The 22,323-nt window shown below is 69.2% G+C and carries 21 protein-coding genes; 3 read left to right on the top strand and 18 right to left on the bottom strand.

The window, feature by feature from the left end:
• Positions 1 to 4: 4 nt before the first annotated feature.
• Both QRN19_RS03170 and QRN19_RS03165 read right to left on the bottom strand, forming a co-directional pair.
• Complete coding sequence (locus QRN19_RS03170) at positions 5 to 784, bottom strand: glucosamine-6-phosphate deaminase (protein WP_285025191.1); 780 nt, start codon at positions 782 to 784, stop codon at positions 5 to 7.
• A complete protein-coding gene (locus QRN19_RS03165; protein ID WP_285025190.1) occupies positions 777 to 1,688 on the bottom strand; it encodes an ROK family protein in 912 nt (303 codons plus the stop codon). Before QRN19_RS03165 ends, QRN19_RS03170 begins: the two co-directional genes overlap by 8 nt.
• 259 nt (positions 1,689 to 1,947) lie before the next feature.
• Between QRN19_RS03165 and QRN19_RS03160 the strand changes: the two genes are divergently transcribed.
• Positions 1,948 to 2,361 (top strand): hypothetical protein, encoded by a 414-nt coding sequence (locus QRN19_RS03160; protein WP_285025189.1) that lies wholly within the window; start codon positions 1,948 to 1,950, stop codon positions 2,359 to 2,361.
• A 68-nt stretch (positions 2,362 to 2,429) separates the two neighbouring features.
• Here the strand turns inward: QRN19_RS03160 and QRN19_RS03155 are convergent, their stop codons facing one another.
• From QRN19_RS03155 to QRN19_RS03140, 4 genes are all read right to left on the bottom strand, one after another.
• Complete coding sequence (locus QRN19_RS03155) at positions 2,430 to 3,347, bottom strand: carbohydrate ABC transporter permease (protein WP_502928020.1); 918 nt, start codon at positions 3,345 to 3,347, stop codon at positions 2,430 to 2,432.
• Entirely contained in the window at positions 3,344 to 4,297 is a 954-nt protein-coding gene (locus QRN19_RS03150; RefSeq protein ID WP_502928019.1) for a carbohydrate ABC transporter permease, read from the bottom strand. Before QRN19_RS03150 ends, QRN19_RS03155 begins: the two co-directional genes overlap by 4 nt.
• Entirely contained in the window at positions 4,294 to 5,631 is a 1,338-nt protein-coding gene (locus QRN19_RS03145; protein ID WP_285025187.1) for an ABC transporter substrate-binding protein, read from the bottom strand. The genes QRN19_RS03150 and QRN19_RS03145 overlap by 4 nt, the downstream gene beginning before the upstream one ends.
• Before the next feature lie 149 nt (positions 5,632 to 5,780).
• Positions 5,781 to 6,995, bottom strand: a complete 1,215-nt coding sequence (locus tag QRN19_RS03140) for an NADP-dependent isocitrate dehydrogenase (protein WP_064296642.1) — start codon at positions 6,993 to 6,995, stop codon at positions 5,781 to 5,783.
• Between the two features lie 284 nt (positions 6,996 to 7,279).
• Here QRN19_RS03140 and QRN19_RS03135 point away from each other — a divergent pair, with 284 nt between their 5' ends.
• Both QRN19_RS03135 and QRN19_RS03130 read left to right on the top strand, forming a co-directional pair.
• The gene (locus tag QRN19_RS03135) at positions 7,280 to 7,732 is read left to right on the top strand and encodes a GNAT family N-acetyltransferase (protein WP_064296643.1); all 453 of its coding nucleotides are present in this window, start codon (positions 7,280 to 7,282) and stop codon (positions 7,730 to 7,732) included.
• A 4-nt stretch (positions 7,733 to 7,736) separates the two neighbouring features.
• A complete protein-coding gene (locus tag QRN19_RS03130) occupies positions 7,737 to 8,057 on the top strand; it encodes an MGMT family protein (protein WP_285025185.1) in 321 nt (106 codons plus the stop codon).
• A gap of 16 nt (positions 8,058 to 8,073) precedes the next feature.
• Here QRN19_RS03130 and QRN19_RS03125 read toward each other — a convergent pair whose 3' ends face one another.
• From QRN19_RS03125 to sucC, 12 genes are all read right to left on the bottom strand, one after another.
• Positions 8,074 to 9,852, bottom strand: coding sequence for a sensor histidine kinase (locus tag QRN19_RS03125; RefSeq protein ID WP_285025183.1), 1,779 nt, complete (start codon positions 9,850 to 9,852; stop codon positions 8,074 to 8,076).
• Positions 9,845 to 10,522, bottom strand: coding sequence for a LuxR C-terminal-related transcriptional regulator (locus QRN19_RS03120; RefSeq protein WP_285025182.1), 678 nt, complete (start codon positions 10,520 to 10,522; stop codon positions 9,845 to 9,847). The genes QRN19_RS03125 and QRN19_RS03120 overlap by 8 nt, the downstream gene beginning before the upstream one ends.
• A gap of 94 nt (positions 10,523 to 10,616) precedes the next feature.
• The gene (locus QRN19_RS03115; protein ID WP_285025181.1) at positions 10,617 to 12,437 is read right to left on the bottom strand and encodes an ABC transporter ATP-binding protein; all 1,821 of its coding nucleotides are present in this window, start codon (positions 12,435 to 12,437) and stop codon (positions 10,617 to 10,619) included.
• Entirely contained in the window at positions 12,434 to 14,266 is a 1,833-nt protein-coding gene (locus QRN19_RS03110) for an ABC transporter ATP-binding protein (protein WP_502928018.1), read from the bottom strand. Before QRN19_RS03110 ends, QRN19_RS03115 begins: the two co-directional genes overlap by 4 nt.
• A 153-nt stretch (positions 14,267 to 14,419) precedes the next feature.
• Positions 14,420 to 14,551, bottom strand: a complete 132-nt coding sequence (locus QRN19_RS03105; protein ID WP_285025180.1) for a hypothetical protein — start codon at positions 14,549 to 14,551, stop codon at positions 14,420 to 14,422.
• A 180-nt stretch (positions 14,552 to 14,731) separates the two neighbouring features.
• Positions 14,732 to 15,046: a hypothetical protein gene (locus QRN19_RS03100; protein WP_285025266.1), complete on the bottom strand. Its 315-nt coding sequence runs from the start codon at positions 15,044 to 15,046 to the stop codon at positions 14,732 to 14,734.
• Between the two features lie 88 nt (positions 15,047 to 15,134).
• Positions 15,135 to 16,346: a dimethylargininase gene (gene ddaH / locus QRN19_RS03095; RefSeq protein ID WP_285025179.1), complete on the bottom strand. Its 1,212-nt coding sequence runs from the start codon at positions 16,344 to 16,346 to the stop codon at positions 15,135 to 15,137.
• A 109-nt stretch (positions 16,347 to 16,455) separates the two neighbouring features.
• Entirely contained in the window at positions 16,456 to 18,063 is a 1,608-nt protein-coding gene (gene purH, locus QRN19_RS03090) for a bifunctional phosphoribosylaminoimidazolecarboxamide formyltransferase/IMP cyclohydrolase (protein ID WP_285025178.1), read from the bottom strand.
• Entirely contained in the window at positions 18,060 to 18,686 is a 627-nt protein-coding gene (gene purN, locus QRN19_RS03085; RefSeq protein ID WP_285025177.1) for a phosphoribosylglycinamide formyltransferase, read from the bottom strand. Before purN ends, purH begins: the two co-directional genes overlap by 4 nt.
• Positions 18,687 to 18,695: 9 nt before the next feature.
• Positions 18,696 to 19,973 (bottom strand): cell division protein PerM, encoded by a 1,278-nt coding sequence (locus QRN19_RS03080; protein WP_285025176.1) that lies wholly within the window; start codon positions 19,971 to 19,973, stop codon positions 18,696 to 18,698.
• Positions 19,974 to 20,097: 124 nt separating this feature from the next.
• Positions 20,098 to 20,988, bottom strand: a complete 891-nt coding sequence (gene sucD, locus QRN19_RS03075) for a succinate--CoA ligase subunit alpha (RefSeq protein ID WP_064296653.1) — start codon at positions 20,986 to 20,988, stop codon at positions 20,098 to 20,100.
• Between the two features lie 14 nt (positions 20,989 to 21,002).
• Positions 21,003 to 22,166, bottom strand: coding sequence for an ADP-forming succinate--CoA ligase subunit beta (gene sucC / locus QRN19_RS03070; RefSeq protein ID WP_124768842.1), 1,164 nt, complete (start codon positions 22,164 to 22,166; stop codon positions 21,003 to 21,005).
• Positions 22,167 to 22,323 lie beyond the last annotated feature (157 nt).

Here is a 22,323-nt window from a genome sequence, read left to right as displayed (position 1 = left end):
GCCGTCAGATGCCCTGCCAGGCGGGCTTGTTGGCGTACGCGTAGCGGTAGTAGTCGGCGTGCTGCAGCTCGGACGCCGCCGCTTCGTCGAGGACCACCGTGGCACGCGGGTGCAGCTGCACGGCCGAACCGGGGAGGTTCGCGGAGAGCGGTCCCTCGAGCGCGGCGGCGATCGCAGCGGCCTTCCCCGCACCGAAGGCCAGGAGGACGAGGTGTCTCGCGCGGAGGATGGTGCCGAGCCCCTGGGTGATGCAGTGCATGGGGACGTCGTCGATCGAGTCGAAGAACCGTGCGTTGTCCCGGCGGGTCTGCTCCGTCAGGGTCTTCACGCGGGTGAGCGACGCGAACGAGGAGCCCGGTTCGTTGAACCCGATGTGGCCGTCGGTCCCGATGCCGAGGATCTGCAGGTCGACGCCACCGGCGGCCTGGATCGCCGCTTCGTAATCGGCGCCGGCGTGCTGGATGGTCTCGGCCGCACCGTTCGGCACCTGGATGCGCTCTGGCACGAGGCCGAGTGGTTCGACGACCTCACGCGTGATGACGGAACGGTACGACTCGGGGTGCCTAACCGGCAGGCCGACGTACTCGTCGAGTGCGAATCCGCGTACCTGCGAGAGGTCGAGGCCGCGGGACCGGGTCGCGAGGGCCTCGTAGACGGGGAGCGGCGTCGAACCCGTCGCCAGTCCGAGGACGGCGTCCGGACGCTCCTCGATCAGAGAGACGATCGCCTCCGCGACGAGGGCGCCTGCGGCACCGGCGTCCTCCACGATCACGACTTCAGCCATGCGACGGTTCTCCTCTTCCCACGAGCGCTGCGCCGATCGCCGCGACGGGGGATCCCGTCGGCACGAGGCGCACGCGCTGTTCCAACTGCAATGATGCGACGAATGGAGACCCGGCGGCGGATTCGGCCAGAGCCTCGCGGATGACGGCGAGCAGTCGCTCGCCGAGAGCGGTGAGTCCTCCCCCGAGGACGATGTCGTCGGCGTCGACGGTGAGGGTCAGGATGCGGACGGCCGCGGCCGCTCCGTGACCGAGGCGTGCGCGGAGCGCGATGGCCCGCGGGTCTCCGGCGTCGGCATGGTCGAAGAGGTCGAGCACCGGCAGTGCCACATCGGCTCCCCAGGCGGCGGAGACCGCACCACCGGCGGCCATGGTCTCGACGCACCCGCGCTGTCCGCACCCGCAGCGGTCGCCGAGCGGATCAACCGACAGATGCCCGACCTCGCCTGCGACCCCGCTCGAGCCCTGCCAGAGCCGGCCATCCGTGACGATGCCGGCGGCGACGCCCGTGCCGAGGTTGAGGTAGGCCATCGTGCCGGAGCCGTCGAGCAGCTGCCAGGCGCCGAGGGCGGCCGCCTTCACATCGTTCTCCACGGCGACGGGGACCCCGAGGCGCCGCGCGAGGATCCCACCGAGCTCGAGGTCCTCGACGTCGAGGTTGACGGCGTGGGTCACCCGGCCGGTTCCCGGGACGATGAGACCGGGGATGCCGACCCCGACCGAGGTGAAGGCGTCGATCGGACGGGCGACGGCGTCGGCGAGGCGGCTGACGGCATCGACGGCGGTTTCGACGACCGCGTCGGGCCCGCGGCCGGTGACCAACCTGAGCCGGTGCAGGAGCGCGCCGTCGTCCGTCACGACGACGGCATCGGTCTTCGTGCCGCCGATGTCGAGTCCCACCCTCACGCGGTTCGTCTCCGGAGGGCGTCGTGGCGCGTCTGCATACTGTGGTTCCTTCGATCCGTGGTGCGACCCGCTCGCACCACCGGTTTGTTCGCCAAGCTTACAAATAAACGGCGCCCGCGTCCACGTCGACGACGACGGCTCATCAGGATCGGGCGGCACCCGCCTGCGGGTGGCGGGCTCCACCGGGTAGCCTGGAGGCCGACCCGCAGCGCGCGGGCGGGCCCGTCCCGGGCACCGAACACGGGGGAATCACACCACCATGAAGAAGAACGCAGCAGCATTCCTCGGCGCGATCGCCATCTCGGGCCTGCTCCTCACCGGCTGTGCCGGCGGCGCCCAGAGCAAAGAGGATGCGTGCAAGCTCATCCAGTCCGAGGTGACGGAGTCGGCTTCGCAGCTGCAGTCGGGCCTGAGCTCGCTCTCCTCCGACCCCGAGGCGGCCGTCAGCCAGCTCGACGACTTCTCCGGAACGTTCAAGGCGGCGGCCGACAAGGTCACGAACGACGAGGTGAAGACCGCGGCGAACGACTCGGTGAAGGCCCTCAACGACTTCATCGACGTCGCGAAGACCGCCGTCGACGACCCGCAGAACGTCGACCAGACCGGGCTCACCGATTCGCTCACGAAGCTCCAGGACGAGTTCACCACGCTCGGCAACACCTGCAGCCTCTAGCTCGACACGACTGACGACGGGCCCCGGATCGGCTGATCCGGGGCCCGTCGCCGTCTCCGGGCCGTCGGTTACTTCACGGATCCCTCGGTGAGGCCACCACGCCAGAAGCGCTGCAGCACGATCATCGCGATCGCCAACGGGATGATCGACAACAACGCACCGCCGGTCGTCAGCTCGTAGAACTCCGGCAGTCGGTCGACCTGGCTCCGCCAGTTGTTGAGGCCCAGGGTGATCGGGTACAGGGTGCTGTCGGACAGCATGACGAGCGGCAGGAAGTAGTTGTTCCAGATCCCGACGAGTTGGAAGAGGAAGACGGTGACGAGCGCGGGCGTGAGGATTTTCAGCCCCACGGTGTGGAAGATCCGCAGCTCGCTCGCGCCGTCGATCCGTGCCGCCTCGATGAGCGAGTCGTCGATCGTCGCGTCGGCGTAGATCCGGCAGAGGAACAACCCGAACGGCGAGACGAGCGACGGCAGGAGCACCGACCAGTACGTGTTCGCGAGTCCCATCTGGCTGAAGAGCAGGAACAGCGGGAGCGCCGTCGCCGTCCCCGGGACCAAGACCCCGCCGAGGATGGTGCCGAAGACGAGGTTGCGCCCGCGGAACCGGTACTTCGCGAGCGCGTACCCACCTGCGGCGGCGAGGTAGGTCGCGATGAGGGCTCCCACGCCTGCGTAGAGCACCGAGTTGCCGAACCAGCGGACGAAGATGCCGCCGTCGTAGGTGAGCACCTCGTGCAGGTTCGACCACAACGAGAACTCGGCGCCGAGGAGGAAGCCGTTGCTCCCGAACAGGTCCTCGGTGCTCTTGGTCGCAGCGATCACCACCCAGTACACCGGCACCAGGAAGTAGACCGCGACGACGACGAGGATGCCCGTCACGAGCACCCGCATCCCCCTGGACCCACCCGGGCGTCCCTGCTGGTCGCTCAGCCGCTGGGCTCGCTTCGACAAGGTCGCGGTCGTGATGCTCCGGGTCTCGCTCATGATGCCCTCCTCGACGTCAGGCGCAGGAAGATGAACGACAGCGCGAACGCGACCACGGCGATGAGCACCGCCTGCGCTGCGGCGACGTTGTAGTCGTTGTAGGCGAACGCGGTCGTGTAGGCGCTGAGGTTCGGCGTGTACTCGTTGTCGATCGCGGGCGACACGGTCTGCAGCACCTGGGGCTCGGCGAAGAGCTGGAGCGTGCCGATGATGGAGAACACGGTCGTGAGGATGAGCGCCGGCCGGATGAGCGGGAGCTGGATGCTCACTGCGACGCGGAACGGCCCGGCGCCGTCGACCTTCGCAGCTTCGTAGACCTCGCCGGGGATGGCCTTCAACTGGGCGACGACGATCATCATGTTGTAGCCGGTGTAGGTCCACGTCACGATGTTGGCGATGGACCAGAGCACGGTGCCTGCGCCGAGGAAGTCGAGCTCGATCCCCATCGCCCCGGCGATGTCGATGATCGGGCTGAGTCCCGGGACGTAGAGGAACGACCAGAGGATCGTCGCGATCACGCCGGGGATGCCGTAGGGCAGGAAGTACACGGCCCGGAAGAACCCGGGCCACTTCGCGGAGGCGGACTCGAGGAGGAGCGCCAGCAGGGTGCACAGCGCGATCATGACCGTGACCTGCACGACCCCGAAGAGGAGCATCCGCCCGATCGAGGCGATGAAGTTGCCGTTCTCCAGCGCCTGGGCGTAGTTGGAGAACCACGCGAACTCGGTGGTGACGCCCTCCTCACCGAAGACGCCCCTCCGTGAGACCCGGAGGAAGCTGCTACCGATCGCGACGATGATCGGCAGGATGAAGGTGAGGACGAACAGCGCCAGGAAGGGTCCGAGGAGGACCCACGGGGCCACGGCCGACGTCCGGCGCCGGCGCTGCGCTCCCGACCGCGACGGGTCGTCCGCCACACCACGCGCCGGGCGTTCCGTGACGGCGCTCACGATGCCGCCTCGATCCGCAGGCCCTTGTTGCGGAACGCGGTGATGACGTCGCGCTGCCCCTGCACCACGGCATCCACGAGGGTGCCGCCCGAGGCCTTGGCCCGGAACCCGTCGGCGAGGATGTTGAAGGTCTGCTGCGTCAGCGGCCACCACTGCCACTCGTTGTTCTGTTCCTTGGCCGCCGGCACAAAGACCTCCTCGTTGTAGTTCTGGCCACCGAAGAACTCGCTCGGCTGCTGCCGGCGCTCGCCGATGTAGGCGTCGTTCGGCGACCACCCGATGCCGGAGTGTTCGATCATGGCGTCGATGCCGGCGTCGCTCGTGGTCATCCACACGGCGAATTCGAGCGCCTCCCTCGGGTGGGCGCTGTTCGCCAGGACGGCGGCCGTGGACCCGCCCTGGAAGGTCGAGCCGTACCCCTCGCTCCCCCACCGCGGCAACGGCGCGACCCGCCACTTGCCCTCGGCCCCCGAGACACCCTGGAGGAGGGCGTCTCCCCAGCTGGCTCCGGCGAGCGACGCGATCGAGTCCTTCGCTGCAGCGGCGAACCAGGCCGGCGAGAACTGGCTGTAGGAGGTGGTCATGACGCCCTCGTCGATGGCCCGGTCGAAGAACCGGGCCGTCTCCAGAGTCGCGTCGTCCGTCATGTCCACGATCCACCGGTCGCCGTCGACGCGGAACCAGGACGCGCCGGCCTGGGTCGCCATCGCCGCGAACCACGACGCGTCGTCGAGGGCGAAGCAATCCAGGTACATGCCGGCCTCGCGGACCGCCCCCGCCACCTGGAACCAGTCGTCCCACGTGGCCGGTGGCTTCGCACCCACCCGGTCGAGCAGGTCCGGGCGGTAGTAGAGCGCCATCGGACCGGAGTCCTGCGGGATCCCGTAGACCCCGTCGACGTAGGAGACCTGGTTCCAGAGGGTCTCGTTGTATCGCGATGCGACCTCGTCCGCACCGTAGCGCCGGAGGTCGACCAACCCGTTCACGAGCAGGAACTCGGGGAGCGTCCGCATCTCGACCTGCGCGAGGTCCGGACCACCACCCGCGGCGAGCGCCGAGTAGAGCTTCTGATACCCACCGTCGTTGCCTCCGGGGATCCAGACCGCCTCGACCTGCACGTTCGGGTGGTCGGCGTTCCAGACGTCCGCGACCTTCTGGAGGTCCTTCAACCAGGCCCAGTAGGTGAGCGTGATCCGTTCGCCGGCGGCGGCCGGGGCGATCGTCGGACCGGTGTTCGGTGACACCGTCCCCGGGGTGGAACAGCCCGCCAGGAGCGCGGTCGCACCACCCGCTGCAGCCCAGGCGAGCAACTGTCTTCTCGTCATCGGTGACATCGATGGTCCTCACGTCGTCGTCGAGGTGGTCCCTCGACGCTAACACGACGGCTCGGACCGGCGTCGAGACCCGAACGGCGGACGGGGCCCGGGAGCGTGTGCTCCCGGACCCCGTCCGTGTGGTGCTGGTGTCGGTCAGGCCGACGTCATCAGGCCAGGCGCGCCTTGAGGTTCGCCGAGATGGTCTCGAGGAACTCCTCGGTCGTCTGGTAGGCCTGGTCGGGGCCGACGAGGAGCGCGAGGTCCTTCGTCATGGCACCGGACTCGACCGTCTTGATGACGACGTCCTCGAGGGTCGCCGCGAACTCGATGAGCTCCTGGTTGCCGTCGAGCACGCCTCGGTGCTGCAGGCCACGGGTCCACGCGAAGATCGAGGCGATCGGGTTCGTCGACGTGGGCTTGCCCTGCTGGTGCTGGCGGTAGTGACGCGTGACGGTGCCGTGTGCGGCCTCCGCCTCCACGATCTTGCCGTCGGGCGTGGCCAGCACGCTCGTCATGAGGCCGAGCGAGCCGAAGCCCTGCGCCACGGTGTCGGACTGCACGTCGCCGTCGTAGTTCTTGCAGGCCCAGACGTAGCCGCCCTCCCACTTCATGGCCGAGGCGACCATGTCGTCGATGAGGCGGTGCTCGTAGGTGATGCCGGCAGCCTCGAACCGCTCCTTGAACTCCGCGTCGAAGATCTCCTGGAAGATGTCCTTGAACCGGCCGTCGTAGGCCTTGAGGATGGTGTTCTTCGTGGAGAGGTACACCGGGTAGTTGCGGTTCAAGCCGTAGTTGAGGCTCGCTCGCGCGAAGTCGCGGATCGACGCGTCGAGGTTGTACTGCACCTGTGCGATGCCGTCGCCGGGCGACTGGAAGACCTCGAACTTCTGCGGCTCCGAGCCGTCGTCGGGCGTGAACTCGACCGTGAGCTTGCCCTCGCCCTTGAACAGGAAGTCGGTCGCGCGGTACTGGTCGCCGAAGGCGTGGCGGCCGATGATGATCGGCTTGTTCCATCCGGGCACGAGACGCGGGATGTTCGAGATGATGATGGGCTCGCGGAAGATGACGCCGCCGAGGATGTTGCGGATGGTGCCGTTCGGGCTCCGCCACATCTTCTTGAGACCGAACTCCTCGACACGTGCCTCGTCAGGGGTGATGGTGGCGCACTTGACGCCGACGCCGTGCTTCTGGATGGCGTGCGCGGCGTCGATCGTGATCTGGTCGTCCGTCTCGTCACGCTTCTCGATGCCGAGGTCGTAGTACTCGAGGTTCACATCGAGGTAGGGGTGGATGAGCGAGTCCTTGATGAACTGCCAGATGATGCGAGTCATCTCATCGCCGTCGAGTTCGACGACGGTGCCTTCGACCTTGATCTTCGACACTGGTTGTCCTTTCTGATGCCGCCCTGAGCCGAGCGGCCTACGGAGGTGCGCACGCGGTGGAGTGCTCCGCATGGCATGGAGGAGACCGCATCCGAAAGGTGGACGGCACGGCCACGACCTAGCTTACAAGACCGGCCAGGTCTCTTGACATCGAGACAGTTGGATCCGGCGGCACGCGGGCGCCCCGCTCCCCGCCTGTGGGTCGGCCGTGGATGTCCCCACGAGCAGCGTGTCGGCTGTCTGACGGACTATCCGCGGTCCGCCGGACAGGTTAGCCTGGGCTCATGGCTGAGTTGCGTCTGGAAGAACTGTCCGCATCGACGATCGTGGCGGTCAACGCGCTCACCATGAAACCCGGGCAGGAGCAGTTCATCGCCCCGGTGTCCTACGCGGTCGCCGCCGCGGTCGTGAACCCTGCCACCTCCTGGCAGCGCGTCATCCTCGACGGCGACGAGGTCGTCGGCTTCATCTCCGCCAACTTCGACCACGAGTCGACGCAAGAGGAGTTCCGCTCCGCCCTGTGGCGCATCAACGTCGACGCAGACGACCAGGGCCGCGGCGTCGGCCGGTTCGCGGTCGCCTCGCTCATCGAGGAGGCCAAGCAGCGCGGCTTCGACCACGTCAACGTCATCTACGAGCCCGGCGACCTCGGTCCCGAGGCGTTCTTCCTGCGCGTCGGGTTCTCCCCGGTCGGCGAGACCCAGTACGGCGAGACCATCGGCAGCATCAGCCTCTGAGGCCGTGAACGGGTCGTCACCGACGGACTCGGCTGAGGCGTTCGCCGAGGCCGTGCTGGCCGTGGTCGCCGACATCCCCGAGGGGTGCGCCCTGAGCTACGGCCAGGTCGCGTCGATCATCGGGTCGAAGTCCGCGCGCGGCGTCGGTCGCGTGATGGCGCAGTACGGGCACGCCGTGCCGTGGTGGCGGGTCGTCCGGTCGGGCGGTCTCCCTCCGACGGGGCACGAGGATCGCGCGTTGGAGCACTACGAGGCCGAGGGCACGCCGATCGTCCCGATGAGCGGCGGACGCTACCGCCTGGGTCGCGAGGCGCTGCTGTACTGACCGGCGCCGCGCCCGATCAGACGGGAAGGTGGATCGAGACGACCGTCCCCGCACCGATCGGGCTCTCGACGTGCATCGTCCCGCCCACGGCGTCGACCCGGTCCGCGAGGCCGCGCAGCCCGCTCCCCCGCGCGGGGTCGGCACCGCCCACGCCGTCGTCAGCCACCACGACCCGGAGCCCGCCGTCGGGGTCGTCGGAGACGACCACCTCGCAACTCGACGCCCCGGAGTACTTCGTGACGTTGGCCAGACACTCCGAGACGACGTAGTAGACGGTCGCCTCGATGAGCTGTCCGGGTCGCTCGCGCAATTCGACGGTGACCTTGGTGACGACGGTGCACCGGCGTCCGAGTTCGGCGATCGCCGGCGCCAGTCCGCCTTCGGCCAGGAGCGCCGGGTGCAGGCCTCGAGCGAGCTCGCGCAGTTCCTTGATGGCACTCGCGAGTTGGTCGATGGTGGTCTCGAGGCCGTCGGCCAGGGCGAGTTGGCCGTCGGCTCGTGCCGCGTCGCTCGCCATCCGGAGTCGCAGCGCGACGGAGAACAGCTGCTGCTGCGAGCCATCGTGCAGGTCACGCTCCGCCCGCCGGCGCGCCTCGTCGGCCGCCTGCACGATGCGCAACCGCGACCGACTCACCTCGCGCAACGAGTGGCGGAGTTCAGCGGTGAGTCGTTCGTTGTCGATCATGATGCGCAGCGACGCCGACACCGAACGAAGCAACTGCGGATTGTCGAGCAGAGCCGCGTCGTGCTCGATGTACACGAGCGGCGCGTCCGCCTCGCCGACGCTCGACATCGCCCGGCCGCGTGGGTCCCTGCCGGTGGTCCGCTGCGATCCCGGCCAGACGAGTCGGGCGGTGCGGTCGCCGAGGACGGTCTTCACCGCACCGTCCCAGCGGTCGTGGCCGGTCTCGCTCAGCTGTCCGGTCTGCACGAGGTCCACGGCCCTGGCGCGGATCGTCCGCATCCGGATGAGACCCGTCGCATACGCGGCGGGAACGAGCACCACCGAGAACGCGTTGAGGTCCTCGACGACGAGCCGGAGGTGCTCCGGCCATCCCCCCAGGCGGACGAGGGACCACGCCACCCCGATGACGAGCCACATCACGAACGCGACCGGCATGATGAAGGCCACCTGTCTGGCCGCTCCACTGCTCCGCGCCCACCGCAGGAGCACGACACCCGCGACCACGACCGCGAACGCCCCCATGACGCCGGCGTGGACCCGACCGAGCACGTCGGCCACGTCTCCGGTCGCGAGGACGGCGTACCGACTCCGCTCGTGGCTCACGTCGAGCACGTGGTTCGGTGTCACGAGGAGCGTGACGACCGCATAGGTGACGAGGTAGACCGATGCCGTGATGACGAGCCGTCGATCGAAGCCACGCCGCAGCCGCCCGGCAGGGAAGGCCAGGGCCAGCCACACGAGTGCGACCCCGGGGAGCACGGAGATCGACATGAGGAGCGGCCAGAGCCAGCCCGCTTCGACGCCGTACGCCCACATGTAAGCCGTCTCGGCCAGCGCGTACCCGACGATCACCCAGCCTGGAGTGGCCGTCGGAGCCAGCCACCAGATGAGCCCTGCCGCCACCAGCGCCGCGAGGTGGCCCACCAACCACGGCAGACCGTTGCCGTCGGCGACGGCCGGCTGGACGACGCCGAACACGACCGACAGGACGCACACGAGCACGGCCGCCAGCAGGATGCCGAGTCGCAGCGGCCACGGCAGTCGCCCGCCGCCGGCCGGTGCCGGGATCGGCAGCGACGTCGCCCGTCCGTGTGGGCGACCGTCAGCCATCCGTGTGTTCCAGCCACCGCACGACCGCGAGGACACGGCGGTGGTCCGCCGGTGAGTCCTCGAGTCCGAGCTTGGCCAGGATGCGGCTGATGTGTGCTTCGACCGTCTTCAGGCTGACGACGAGCGCTTTCGCGATGCCCGAGTTCGACCGCCCCTCGGCCATGAGCGTGAGGACTTCGCGTTCGCGCTCCGTGAGGTGGTCCAGCCCGTCGGACCGGGTCCGTTCCGCGACGAGGAGGGAGACGACCTCGGGATCCACGACGGACTCACCTGCCGCCACGCGCTCCACGGCGTCGACGAGCGTTCCGGAGTCGGCGACGCGGTCCTTCAGCAGGTAGCCGGTGCCACCGCCTGAGCCGAGCGCGCGGACCGCGTAGGAGGGCACGGCGTACGTGCTCAGCAACAGCACCCCGGCGACGAAGCCCGACGCCCGCAACTGCTCGAGAGCGACGATGCCCTCGTCGGTGTGGGTGGGAGGCATCCGGATGTCGAGCACGACGGCGTCGAGCTGCAGCCCGGCGTCGATGCGATCGACCAGGTCGACCGCCGAGCCGAACGAGCCGACCACGTCGTGACCACCCGCCTTGAGGATCTGCGCGACACCCTCACGGAGGAGCACCGCGTCATCCGCGACGGCGACACGCAGTGAACGCGGTTCCAGACTGGTCATCCGCTCATTGTGGCAGGTCGACGTGACGAGGTGTAGTGCCCACGGGGTCGCTCCGTCACCGGAGGACCCCGTGGACACGCCTGCGCGGTGCGGGTCAGCCGACCGACGACCGCCAGGCCGCGTGCATCGCGGCGAACCGTCCCGTCCCGCCGATGAGCTCCGCGGGCGCGCCGTCCTCGATCACCCGGCCGTGCTCCATCACGAGCACCCGGTCGGCGATCGCGACGGTCGACAGCCGGTGCGCGATGATGATCGCGGTGCGGTCCGCGAGCAGGGTCTGCAACGCCTCCTGGACGAGTCGCTCACTCGGGATGTCGAGCGAGGCGGTCGCTTCGTCGAGGATCAGGACGGCCGGATCCGCGAGGAACGCCCGTGCGAACGACAGGAGCTGCCGCTGGCCCGCCGAGACCCGACCACCGCGCTTGTTCACGTCGGTGTCGTAGCCGTTCGGCAACGCCTCGATGAACGTGTGCGCGCCGACGGCCTTCGCGGCGGACGTGATCTCCTCGATCGTCGCGTCGGGCTTCCCCAACGCGATGTTGTCGGCGACCGAACCGGAGAACAGATAGGCCTCCTGCGTCACCATGACGATCGCCCGACGGAGGTCCTTCGGGTGCAGGTCGCGCAGGTCGATGCCGTCGAGGCGCACCGCGCCATCGGTCGGGTCGTAGAACCGACTGATGAGCTTCGCGAGCGTCGACTTGCCCGCACCGGTCGTGCCGACGAGCGCGATGGTCTGGCCCGCGGGGATCTCGAGGTCGAACTTCGGGAGCACCACCCGATCGGCGGCGTACGCGAACGTCACATCGTCGAAGGTGATGCGTCCCTGCGACGTCCACAGGTCGACCGGCGCGACGGGATCGGGCACCCCGGGACGCTCCTCGAGCACGCCGGAGATCTTCTCGAGCGCCGCAGCGGCCGACTGGTAGGAGTTGTAGAACATCGCCATCTCCTCCATCGGGTCGAAGAACCGACGCGTGTAGAGGAGCGCCGCGAGCAGCGCGCCGATCGCGAGCTGGCCGTCGGCGACCCGGAACCCGCCGATGAGGAGCACCACCGCGACGGAGACGTTGCCGATGAAGACCAGGCCCGGATCGAACACTCCGAACAGCTGGATGACCCGGGCGTTGGTGTCGCGGTACTGCTCCACGAGCTCACCGAACGCGCGCTCGTTCCGCCGCTCCTTCCGGAAGGCCTTCACGGCACGGATACCGGTCATCGCCTCCACGAAGAACACGATGAGCTTCGCCGACCGGACCCGCGACTCGCGGAACATCCGCTGCGAGCGGAGCTGGAACCAGCGGGTGAGCACGAACAGTGGGATGAGCGAGCCGAGCAGCACGAGACCGCTGACCCAGTCCACGAGGACGAGGGCCGCGGCGGTGAACCCCATGTACAGCACGCCGGACACGAGCTGGTTGATGCCCGAATCGAGCAGCTCGCGGATGGAGTCGAGATCGCTCGTCTGCCTGGAGATGATGCGACCCGAGGTGTAGCTCTCATGGAAGTCGAGACTGAGCCGCTGCGTCTGCAGGAACACGCGCTTCCGGAGGTCGATCAGGATCGCCTGGCTGATCCGTGCGGCGAGCACGGTGTACCAGGAGATGAGCGTCGCTCCGGCGGCACCCGTCAGCAGGTACGCGCCGACCACGAGGAAGGCCGGCATCCAGTCGGCGCGTTCCAGGACGGCCGGGAGGGCGCGGTCGATGCCGAGGGCGATCAACGCGGGCCCGGCGACCTGGGCGGCGGTCGACACCACGACGATGGTCATGGCGGCGATCACGCGCAGCCGCAGGGGCGCGAGCAGCGATCCGAGCAGTCGCAGTGAACGGCGTCGGATCTGCGCGGACTCGTCGCGGGTGAGGTCGTCGCGCTCCTCACCCTCCACTCCGTGGACGGTCGTCGGCGGGGTCACAGGTTCACCTCCTGGCGGTTGGACTCTCGTTCGTCGTCTTCCAGACTCGAGATCACGTAGCGGTAATGGGCGTTGTGCTGCAACAGCTCGGTATGGCGACCCACCGCGGTGATGCGACCGTCCTCCAGGAGGGCGACGCGGTCGGCGAGGGTGACGGTGCTCGGTCGGTGCGCGACGATCAGGGCCGTGGTCGAGGCGAGCACCCGGCGGAGCGCCGCCTCGACGAGCGCCTCGGTGTCGACGTCGAGCGCCGACAACGGGTCGTCCAGCACCAGCACCTCCGGCCGGGCGGCCACTGCCCGGGCGAGGGCGAGCCGCTGACGCTGCCCGCCGGACAGGCTGAGCCCCTCTTCGCCGACCATCGTCTCCACGCCGTTCGGCAGTTCGTCGACGAACCCGGCCTGGGCGATGTCGAGTGCCTCGCGCAGGATCCGATCGGCCTCCGCGGAGTCGAGGTCGATGTCGTCCCGCCCGAGGAGGACGTTCTCCTTGACGCTCGCCGAGAAGAGGGTCGCATCCTCGAAGGCCATCGCGATGTGCCGGCGCAGGTCCTCGCGGGTGAGCGCCCGGATGTCGACCCCGTCGAGCAGGATGCGCCCACCCGTGACGTCGTACAGGCGGGTGGTCAGTGCCGTGATGGTCGACTTCCCGGAGCCGGTCAGACCGACGAGCGCCATGGTCTCCCCCGGCTCGAGCCGCAGGTCGACGCCGTTCACCACGTCCGCGTAGCGGTCGGGTGCGTCCTGGTAGCGGAAGTGCACATCCTCGAACACGAGCTCACCGCGCGGTTCACGGATGCGCTCGGGGTGCTCGGGGTCGGTGATCGTGTTGACCGAGTCGATGACCTCGAAATACCGGTCCGTCGCCGTCCGGGTGTCGAAGGTCATCGCGAGCAGGAAGCCGATCGACTCGATCGGGAACCGGAGGATCGTGGCCGTCGCGAAGAAGGCGAACAGCTGACCGACGGTGAGTTCACCGATCGACGCGAGCCAGACGCCGGCCAACAGGCAGAGCGCGAAGGCGACGTCCGGCAGCAGGACGAGCCAGAACCAGATCCCGGCGATGGCCTTCGCCTTCTCGATCTCGGTCCCCCGCAGGTCCTCGGCGCGCGACGCGAAGCTCCGCAAGGCGTGCTTGCCTCGACCGAACGCCTTGAGCACACGGATGCCGTGGACAGACTCCTCGACGGCGGTCGCCAGGTCACCCGCTTGGTCCTGACTGCGCCGGGCGATCACCGAGTACCGCCCCTCGAAGGTGAACCCGAACACCCACACGGGGATGGCGAGCGCGATGAAGATGAGCCCGAGCAGCCAGTTCCAGGTGAACAGGATGACCGCACCGATGACGATCGTGACGCCGTTGACGATCAGGAGCACGAAGCCGAACGAGATCCACCGGCGGATGAGTCCGAGGTCGCTGACGGCGCGCGAGAGCAGCTGCCCGCTCTGCCACCGGTCGTGGAAGGTCACGGGGAGGTCCTGCAGCTTGGCGAACAACGCGTTGCGCATCCGCGCCTCGACATGCGTCCCGGGGGTCAGGACGAACCAACGGCGCAGCGCGATCATGACCGCCTCGAGGACACCGAGCGCGAGGACCACGAGGACCGCCGGCCAGATCTGCGAGGAGTCGCCGGTCGAGAGCGGACCGTCGACGAGGGCCTGCAGCACGAGCGGGATCGCGAGCGCCACCAGGCCGGCGACGAGCGCGGCGACCATGCCGAGCACGATCCGCGGCATGGCCGTCTTCGCGAACGGGTAGATCCGCATCAGGGCACGGAAGGTGCTCTGGCGCGTTTGGACAGGACGGCGTTCATCGCCGAGCGGAGTCATTGCGGGGATTCCTTGCGAGAGCGTCGGTGACGTCGATCACCGACGGAATGATGGTCGTGGAGCTGCCGGACGGCGAGGTCGCTGTGCGCGGTCGCAGCATCCGGTGACGGGTCCGGACGAAGCCGGACGGATGGTGAGGTGGACTGCCCGACGCTAGTGGGCTGCGTCGGCGTCCGCTGCGGCGGCGGGTCCGGCTGGCGCCGGGACGGCCACCGGGCGGCGGCTCGAGGCGGAGCGGGCACGATCGACCGTCGGCGCGAGCGCGGTGTGGTTCGAGAGCGTCATGGCATCCTCCTCATCCTGTGGGGCGACAGCCGCGGGCCGGGTGCACAGGTCGCACTCGAACGCGGGCGGCGACCGATCACGGTGAACGAGGTTCGGCGCAGCAGACCAGACTATGGGAGTCGGTCGACAGGCCGCAAGGGATCCATGCGGTTGCACGCACCGGATCGGCCCGGCTCGTCGTCAGGAGGTCGGTTCGTCGACGATGCCCACGAAGGCGCCGATGCCGTCGACCTCGCGCCGACGCGCTCCCTCGGGCACCGGCGGCAGCTCGTCGGCGCCGTGCCAGGAGCAGCTCACCATCGAGAACTCCGGCCACCACTTCTTCGGGCGGAGCGTCTCGCTCGTGCCGCAGATCGTGCACGTCAATTCGACCCAGACCGGCCGCTTCCCGGTCCGATTCGCGCGGGACTGCACGTACCAGGCGGGCGGGTCGGCCAGGAACGCCGCCAACTGCTCCGCCGACCAGAACGGCGGGATCCCGTGGTGTCTGGCCATCTCGAGCGGGATGTCCAGTCGCTGCGCGACGGTCCTCCGGTTCAGATCCCGACCGCCGCGCGCTCCAGCCTGCTGCTCCACGATCGGCTCAGCTGACCCGCACGGACAGGCAGGTCACGCAGCCCTCGAGCTTCTCGAACTCGCTGATGTCCACCTGGACGACGGTGTAGCCGCGGTCTTCGAGCAGCGCAGCCGTCTTGGGAGCGGCCGCGGAGATGAGCACGGTGTCGTCAGCGAGTTCGACGACCGCGACGCCCTCACGCTCGGGCACGACGAGGTGGCGGCCGAAGAAGGACGGGTCCTCGACGAGGTCGGGGTGGACGAGCACGGTCCCGTCCGGGAGTGCGGTGGCCGTGGACTTCAGGTGGAGCGCCGTCGTGAAGGGGACCGCCACGACGTCGAACCCGAGCGGCGCGAGGATGGCTCGGAGCTGTCGGACGCCTTCGGCGTTGGTGCGGCCGCTGCGACCGACGTAGACGGTCGTGCCGACCCGGAGGACGTCTCCGCCTTCGAGGGTGCCTTCACCATCGATCCGGTGGATCCGGAGGCCGAGCTCACGGGCGGTGGTCTCGGCTGCGACGATCTCAGGGCGACGGCTCTCGGCACCCGGGCGGGTCACGACGGCGACGTCGCCGATCACGATGACGGCGTCCTCGATGAAGACGGAGTCCGCGAGCTGCTCGGCCCAGGAGACCTCGGTGGTGTCCCAGCCGGCGGCGTCGAACGCGGCGACGTAGGCGTCCCACTGCTTGTCGGCGAGCTCGGCGTCGATCGGCGTGCGCTCCAGGTGCGTCACGAGGCCTTCGGCGAGGTTGGAGGCCGGCATGCGCACGAGGGCGATGCGGCGTCCGTCATCGAGCACGGTGTCCTGGGTGCGGATGACCATCCAGTACACCGGGTATCCGATGAAGGCCGCGGAGAGCGCCACGACGACCACGAAGACGAGGTTGAGGCTGATGAGCGTCGCGACGATGCTGCCGAGCACGGCGCTGTCGATGGGCTGCCCCGTCGTCGCCACCTGGACGATGAGTCCGAGGAGCGCTCCGATGACGGCGAGGGCGGCGCCGCCGAGCAGGGCGAGGAGTCGGTACCGGTGGAGGCCGACGATGCCCACGATCAGCAGCAGCACGAAGGTGATGATCGTGCTCTCGAAGAAGTACGGGCTCGCCTGGGCGAAGATCGTCCCGGCGAACTGGTAGCCGACGAACGTGACGAACATGACCCCCAGGAAGCCCACGACGATGGTCGCGACGGCGGCGGCGGCGGATGCGATGAGCTTGCGGCTCCAGGTGGCAGTCATCCGACAACCGTAGCCCAACGACACAGCGGCGTCGGGCCACGAAGGCCCGACGCCGCTGGGAGATCGCCACGAGCCTGCCCAGAACCCCCACAGGGGCTGTCGGCGCGGCCTAGTGGAAGAAGTGACGCTCCCCCGTGAAGTACATGGTCACGCCGGCGGCTTCAGCCGCAGCGATGACCTCTTCGTCGCGGACGGAACCACCGGGCTGCACGACCGCGCGCACGCCGGCGTCGAGCAGGACCTGCAGACCGTCGGCGAACGGGAAGAAGGCGTCCGAGGCCGCCACGGAACCCGCGGCGCGGTCACCGGCTCGGCTCACCGCGAGGTGGCAGGAGTCGACGCGGTTGACCTGGCCCATGCCGACGCCCACGCTCGCGCTGCCCTTGGCGAGCAGGATGCCGTTGGACTTCACCGAGCGGCACGCCTTCCACGCGAAGATGAGGTCGAGCAGGGTGTCGTCGTCGGCCGGTTCGCCCGTGACGAGCGTCCAGCCCTTGGCGGTGTCCTGCGGGTCGTCGGCGAAGCGGTCCGCGTCCTGGTAGAGCAGGCCACCGGAGATCTGCCGGACCTCGCGGTCCTCGCGCACGAAGTCCTCCGGCAGCTGCAGGAGGCGCAGGTTCTTCTTCGTCTTGAGCACCTCGAGCGCGGCGTCCTCGAAGCCCGGGGCGACGAGCACCTCGGTGAAGATCTCCTTGACCGTCTCGGCCATGCCGAGAGTCACGACGCGGTTGGCGGCGATCACCCCGCCGAAGGCGGAGACCGGGTCGCACTCGTGCGCACGACGGTGGGCCGAGGCGATCGGGTCGGGTGCCTTCGGGTTCGCGAAGGCGATGCCGCACGGGTTCGCGTGCTTGATGATCGCGACGGCGGGGTTGGCGAAGTCGTAGGCCGCACGGACCGCGGCGTCGGCGTCGACGTAGTTGTTGTACGACATCTCCTTGCCGTGCAACTGCGTCGCCTGGGCGATCCCGGCACCGCCCGGACGGACGTAGAGCGCCGCGGCCTGGTGCGAGTTCTCGCCGTAGCGCAGCACGGCCTCCCGACGACCGGTGATGGTGAGCGTGCTGGGGAAGGCCTCCGCCTCGGTCGTCTCCGTGCTCGCGAACCACGCGGACACCGCCGCGTCGTAGGAGGCGGTGTGGTCGAAGGCCTGCGCGGCGAGCGAGCGACGCTGAGCGAGCGTGGTGCCGCCGGCCGCGACGGCCTCGGTGATCAGCCCGTAGCGTTCCGGAGAGACGACGATCGCGACGTTGGCGTGGTTCTTCGCCGAGGCACGCACCATCGCCGGACCACCGATGTCGATCTGCTCGACGACGTCGTCGCCGGTGGCACCGCTCGCGACCGTCTCGACGAAGGGGTACAGGTTCACGACGACGAGCTGGAACGGCTCGATGCCGAGCTCGGCGAGCTGGGCTTCGTGGGACTCGAGCCGCAGGTCGGCGAGGAGTCCGGCGTGCACCGAGGGGTGCAGGGTCTTGACCCGACCGTCGAGCGACTCGGGGAATCCGGTGACCTCGGACACGTCGGTCACCGCGTGACCAGCGCCGCGGATGGTCGCCGCGGTGGACCCGGTGGAGACGATCTCGACGCCCGCTGCCGCGAGTGCACCCGCGAGCTCGAGCAGCCCGGTCTTGTCGCTGACCGAGATCAGCGCGCGGCGGACGGGGACGAGGTCGCGTTCGCGGTAGAGGCTGTGGTCGTGGCTGGGACCGCTCATGACTGGGGTGCTCCTTCTGCTGGCGGGCGGGACGCCGTGGAGAGCGCCTCGAGGTCGATGGTTCCGGTGGCGAGATCGCGGACGGCCTGGACGAGCAGTCGACGCTCCACCGGCTTGATCCGCTCGTGGAGGCTGTGCTCCGTGTCGTCGGGCAGGACGGGGACACGCTCCTGCGAGATGATCGGGCCCGCGTCGACACCGTTGTCGACGACGATGATCGATGCCCCGGTCTGCGCGGCGCCTGCCGCCAGCGCGTCCCGGACGCCGTGCGCTCCCGGGAACTCGGGGAGGTACGCGGGGTGCGTGTTGATGATGCGCGGTGAGAGGGCGTCGACGACGACGGGTGGCAGGAGGCGCATGAGGCCGCTGAGGACGAGCACGTCCGGGTTCCAGACCCGGATCTGTTCGAGGAGCGCCACGCCCCACTCGGCCCGCGAGTCGAAGGAGGAGTAGGGGACGGTGAACGACGGGATGCCGAACTCCTCGGCATGAGCGAGGCCGTCGGCTTCCCGATCGGCGCCGACGGCGATGACGCGAGCGGGGAAATCCGCGTCGCGTGAGGCTTCGAGGAGGGCGCGGAGATTGGATCCGCCACCGGAGATCAGCACGACGAGTGACAGCACCAGAGCATCCTATCGGTCGCGGGCACCCCGACCGCTCGGCTGGGCGTGCAGCTCCGGGAGGCGGTCCTCCTCGGCCAGATGCGTCGGGCCGGCCGCCATGCCGACCACGGCCGCGATCCCGACCGTCAGCGTGGTCCACAGGCCCGTCGCCCAACCGTTCGGGCCGACCTCGATGAGGCGACCGGGGCCTGCCGCGCCCGCCGAGAGCGCGGCGAGGACACCGACGATGATGCCTGCGGTCACCCCGACACCGAGACCGACGGCCGCCAGTCGTGCGAGCCCGCCGCGCCCGTCGAGGTCGACGAGCAGACGACGGCGCAGCACCACGGCTGCGGCGAATCCGATGACGACCGGGACCACGAGGATCGCGAACCCGAGCGGGCTCTCCCCGGTCGGGATGGCGCCGAGGACCGGCACGGCCGGCATGGGCCCGACGAGCGTGCCGATCGGCGAGATCGCGGTACCGCTCCCGATGGCGAAGCCCGCACCGGTGATCCAGCTCATCGCCCAGATCACGAGGTTCGGGAGGTACAGGAGCTCGGCGCCCGTGACGATGGCACCGCCCAGGACGCCGAACTGCGCGCTCTCGTGCAGGGAGATGATGGCGCCGTAGCCGACGGCGATGAGGACGGCGGTCAGGAGTGCGGAGACCGCGACGAGTGCGGTGGCGGCGAGTGCTCCACCGCGCAGCGCCGCGACGACCATCGACCAGGTCCCGTCCGGCATCCGGTCCCGCATCGCGCGGAGTCCGTCGAGGATCGGATCGGCCGTGTCCTGCTCACGGAAGCGGACCCACAGCGCGGCGACCACGACCCCGCCTGCGAAGCGCACGGTCGGCGCGAGGGTCCCCTGGACGATCGAGGGACGCACCGCCGGGTGGAGGGCGGTGAGGGTCACGAGGAACGACAGCAGGGCGAACACGAGCACCGACAGCACGACGGCACCCTGCCACCAGGTGCTGCGTGCCGCGCGGGTTCCGGTGCGCAGGCCGAACAGGACCGTGCCGATCGTGAAGGCGAGGGGCGCGAGGGAGACGAGGAACGGCTCCATCCCGGCGGGCAGTCCGAGCTGGGTGACGAGGGCCGTGTCGAGGGTGATGCGCATACTCGAGCCGTTGCCGAGCGCCCAGATGTCGACGGCCCCGCGCCACAGCGCGGCCGGGTCGACGTCCAACTGGAAGTGCAGCGCCCACAGGGCGAGGAGTGGGACGAGTGCGACACCGATGCCGATGGCCACGGCGAGGGTGGCATCGAGGGCGGCGAGGAGGGCGACGGTCAGACGGTTCATGCGCCTTCGACCCTACCTGGAGCCGCGCGTGCGGACCGTCAGGCACACGGCTGCGTGGGCCGAAACGCCACGACGCGACGCCCGAACCGGGCGCCGCGTCGTGGTCGCAGTCGAGCTGCGGGTGTTACAGCGAGGCGATGATCTCGCGCATGAGGTCGGCGGTCTCGCTCGGCGTCTTGCCGACCTTGACGCCGGCGGCCTCGAGGGCCTCCTTCTTCGCCTGCGCGGTGCCTGCGGAGCCTGAGACGATCGCGCCGGCGTGGCCCATGGTCTTGCCCTCGGGCGCGGTGAAGCCCGCGACGTAGCCGACGACCGGCTTCGTGACGTTCGCCTTGATGAAGTCGGCCGCGCGCTCCTCGGCGTCGCCACCGATCTCTCCGATCATGACGATGGCCTTGGTCTCGGGGTCGGCCTCGAACGCGGCGAGCGCGTCGATGTGCGTCGTGCCGATGATCGGGTCGCCGCCGATGCCGATCGCCGTCGAGAACCCGATCTCGCGCAGCTCGTACATCATCTGGTACGTGAGGGTGCCCGACTTCGACACGAGGCCGATCGGTCCCTTGCCGGCGATGTTCGCGGGCGTGATGCCGACGAGCGACTCTCCCGGCGTGATGATGCCGGGGCAGTTCGGGCCGATGATGCGGGTCTTCGAGCCCTTCGACTGGGCGTAGGCCCAGAACTCCGCCGAGTCGCCGACCGGCACACCCTCGGTGATGATGACGAGCAGCGGGATCTCGGCGTCGATGGCCTCGATGACCGCGTCCTTGGTGAATGCCGGGGGCACGAAGGCGATCGACACGTCTGCGCCGGTCTCCTTGATGGCCTCGGCGACCGTGCCGAACACGGGCAGCTCGACGCCGCCGTCGTGGGTGACGGTGGTGCCGGCCTTGCGGGCGTTCACGCCACCGACGACCTGGGTGCCGGCCTTCAGCATGAGCGCCGTGTGCTTGGTGCCCTCACCGCCGGTGATGCCCTGGACGATGACCTTGGAGTCCTTGTTGAGGAAGATTGACATGCTTGTGCGATCCCTTACTTCGAAGCCAGCTCGGCGGCCTTGTCGGCGCCTTCGTCCATGGTTGCGGCGAGCGTGATGAGCGGGTGCGCGGCGGCGGCGAGGATCTCGCGGCCCTCCGCGACCTTGTTTCCGTCGAGACGGACCACGAGCGGCTTCGTCGCTGCGTCACCGAGGATCTCGAGCGCCTTCACGATGCCGTTCGCGACCGCGTCGCAGGCGGTGATGCCACCGAAGACGTTGACGAACACGCTCTTCACCTGGGCGTCGCCGAGGATGACGTCGAGGCCGGCTGCCATGACCTCGGCCGAGGCGCCGCCGCCGATGTCGAGGAAGTTGGCCGGCTTCACGCCGCCGTGCTGCTCGCCCGCGTAGGCGACGACGTCGAGCGTGGACATGACGAGCCCAGCGCCGTTGCCGATGATGCCGACCTCGCCGTCGAGCTTGACGTAGTTGAGGTCGTTCTCCTTGGCCTTGAGTTCCAGGGGGTCCTCGGCCGCGGTGTCTTCGAGCTCGGCGTGGTTCGGGTGACGGAAGGCGGCGTTCTCGTCGAGCGAGACCTTGCCGTCGAGGGCGACGATGCGCCCCTCCTCCGTGAGGACGAGCGGGTTGACCTCGACGAGCGTCGCGTCCTCACCCTTGTAGACGTCGTAGAGCTTCACGAAGACGTCGGAGACCTGGTCGACGAGCTCCTCGGGGAAGTTCGCTGCCTTCGCGATCTCGACCGCGGCCGCCTTGTCGACACCGGTGAGCGGGTTCACCTCGATGCGCGCGAGCGCCTCGGGCTTCTCGACCGCGAGCTGCTCGATCTCCATGCCGCCCTCGACGCTCGTGAGCGACAGGTAGGACCGGTTGGCGCGGTCGAGCAGCACCGAGAAGTAGAACTCCTGGGCGATGCGTGCGCCGGCCGCGACCATCACGCGCTTGACGACGTGACCCTTGATGTCGAGTCCGAGGATGGCCTTCGCCGCCTCGTAGGCCTCGTCGGGGGTCTTGGCGACCTTCACGCCGCCGGCCTTGCCGCGGCCTCCGACCTTCACCTGGGCCTTGACGACGACCACGCCGCCGAGACGCTCGGCCGCGGCCCGCACCTCGTCCGGGGTGTCGGCGATGATGCCGGCGAGGACCGGCACCTCGTACTGCTCGAACAGGTCTCGTGCCTGATACTCGTAAAGATCCACGTGTCATTCCCATCCGCGCTTCGCGCGTTCTGCTGTGATTGTCGTGGCGATTTTCGGCCGCGCGTTATCTCGGCGGCGAGAGAAAAAGGGCCAGTGACGACTCTACCCCCAGCGCTGCGCCGCAACCGGACGTTCGCAGTGAACGACTAAGGTCGGG

Origin of the sequence: Plantibacter sp. ME-Dv--P-122b, assembly GCF_030209375.1 — a bacterium.
Classification (GTDB): Bacteria; Actinomycetota; Actinomycetes; order Actinomycetales; family Microbacteriaceae; genus Plantibacter.
The sequence above is the reverse complement of the archived record's forward strand: the minus strand, read 5'-3'. Positions and strand labels throughout refer to the sequence as shown.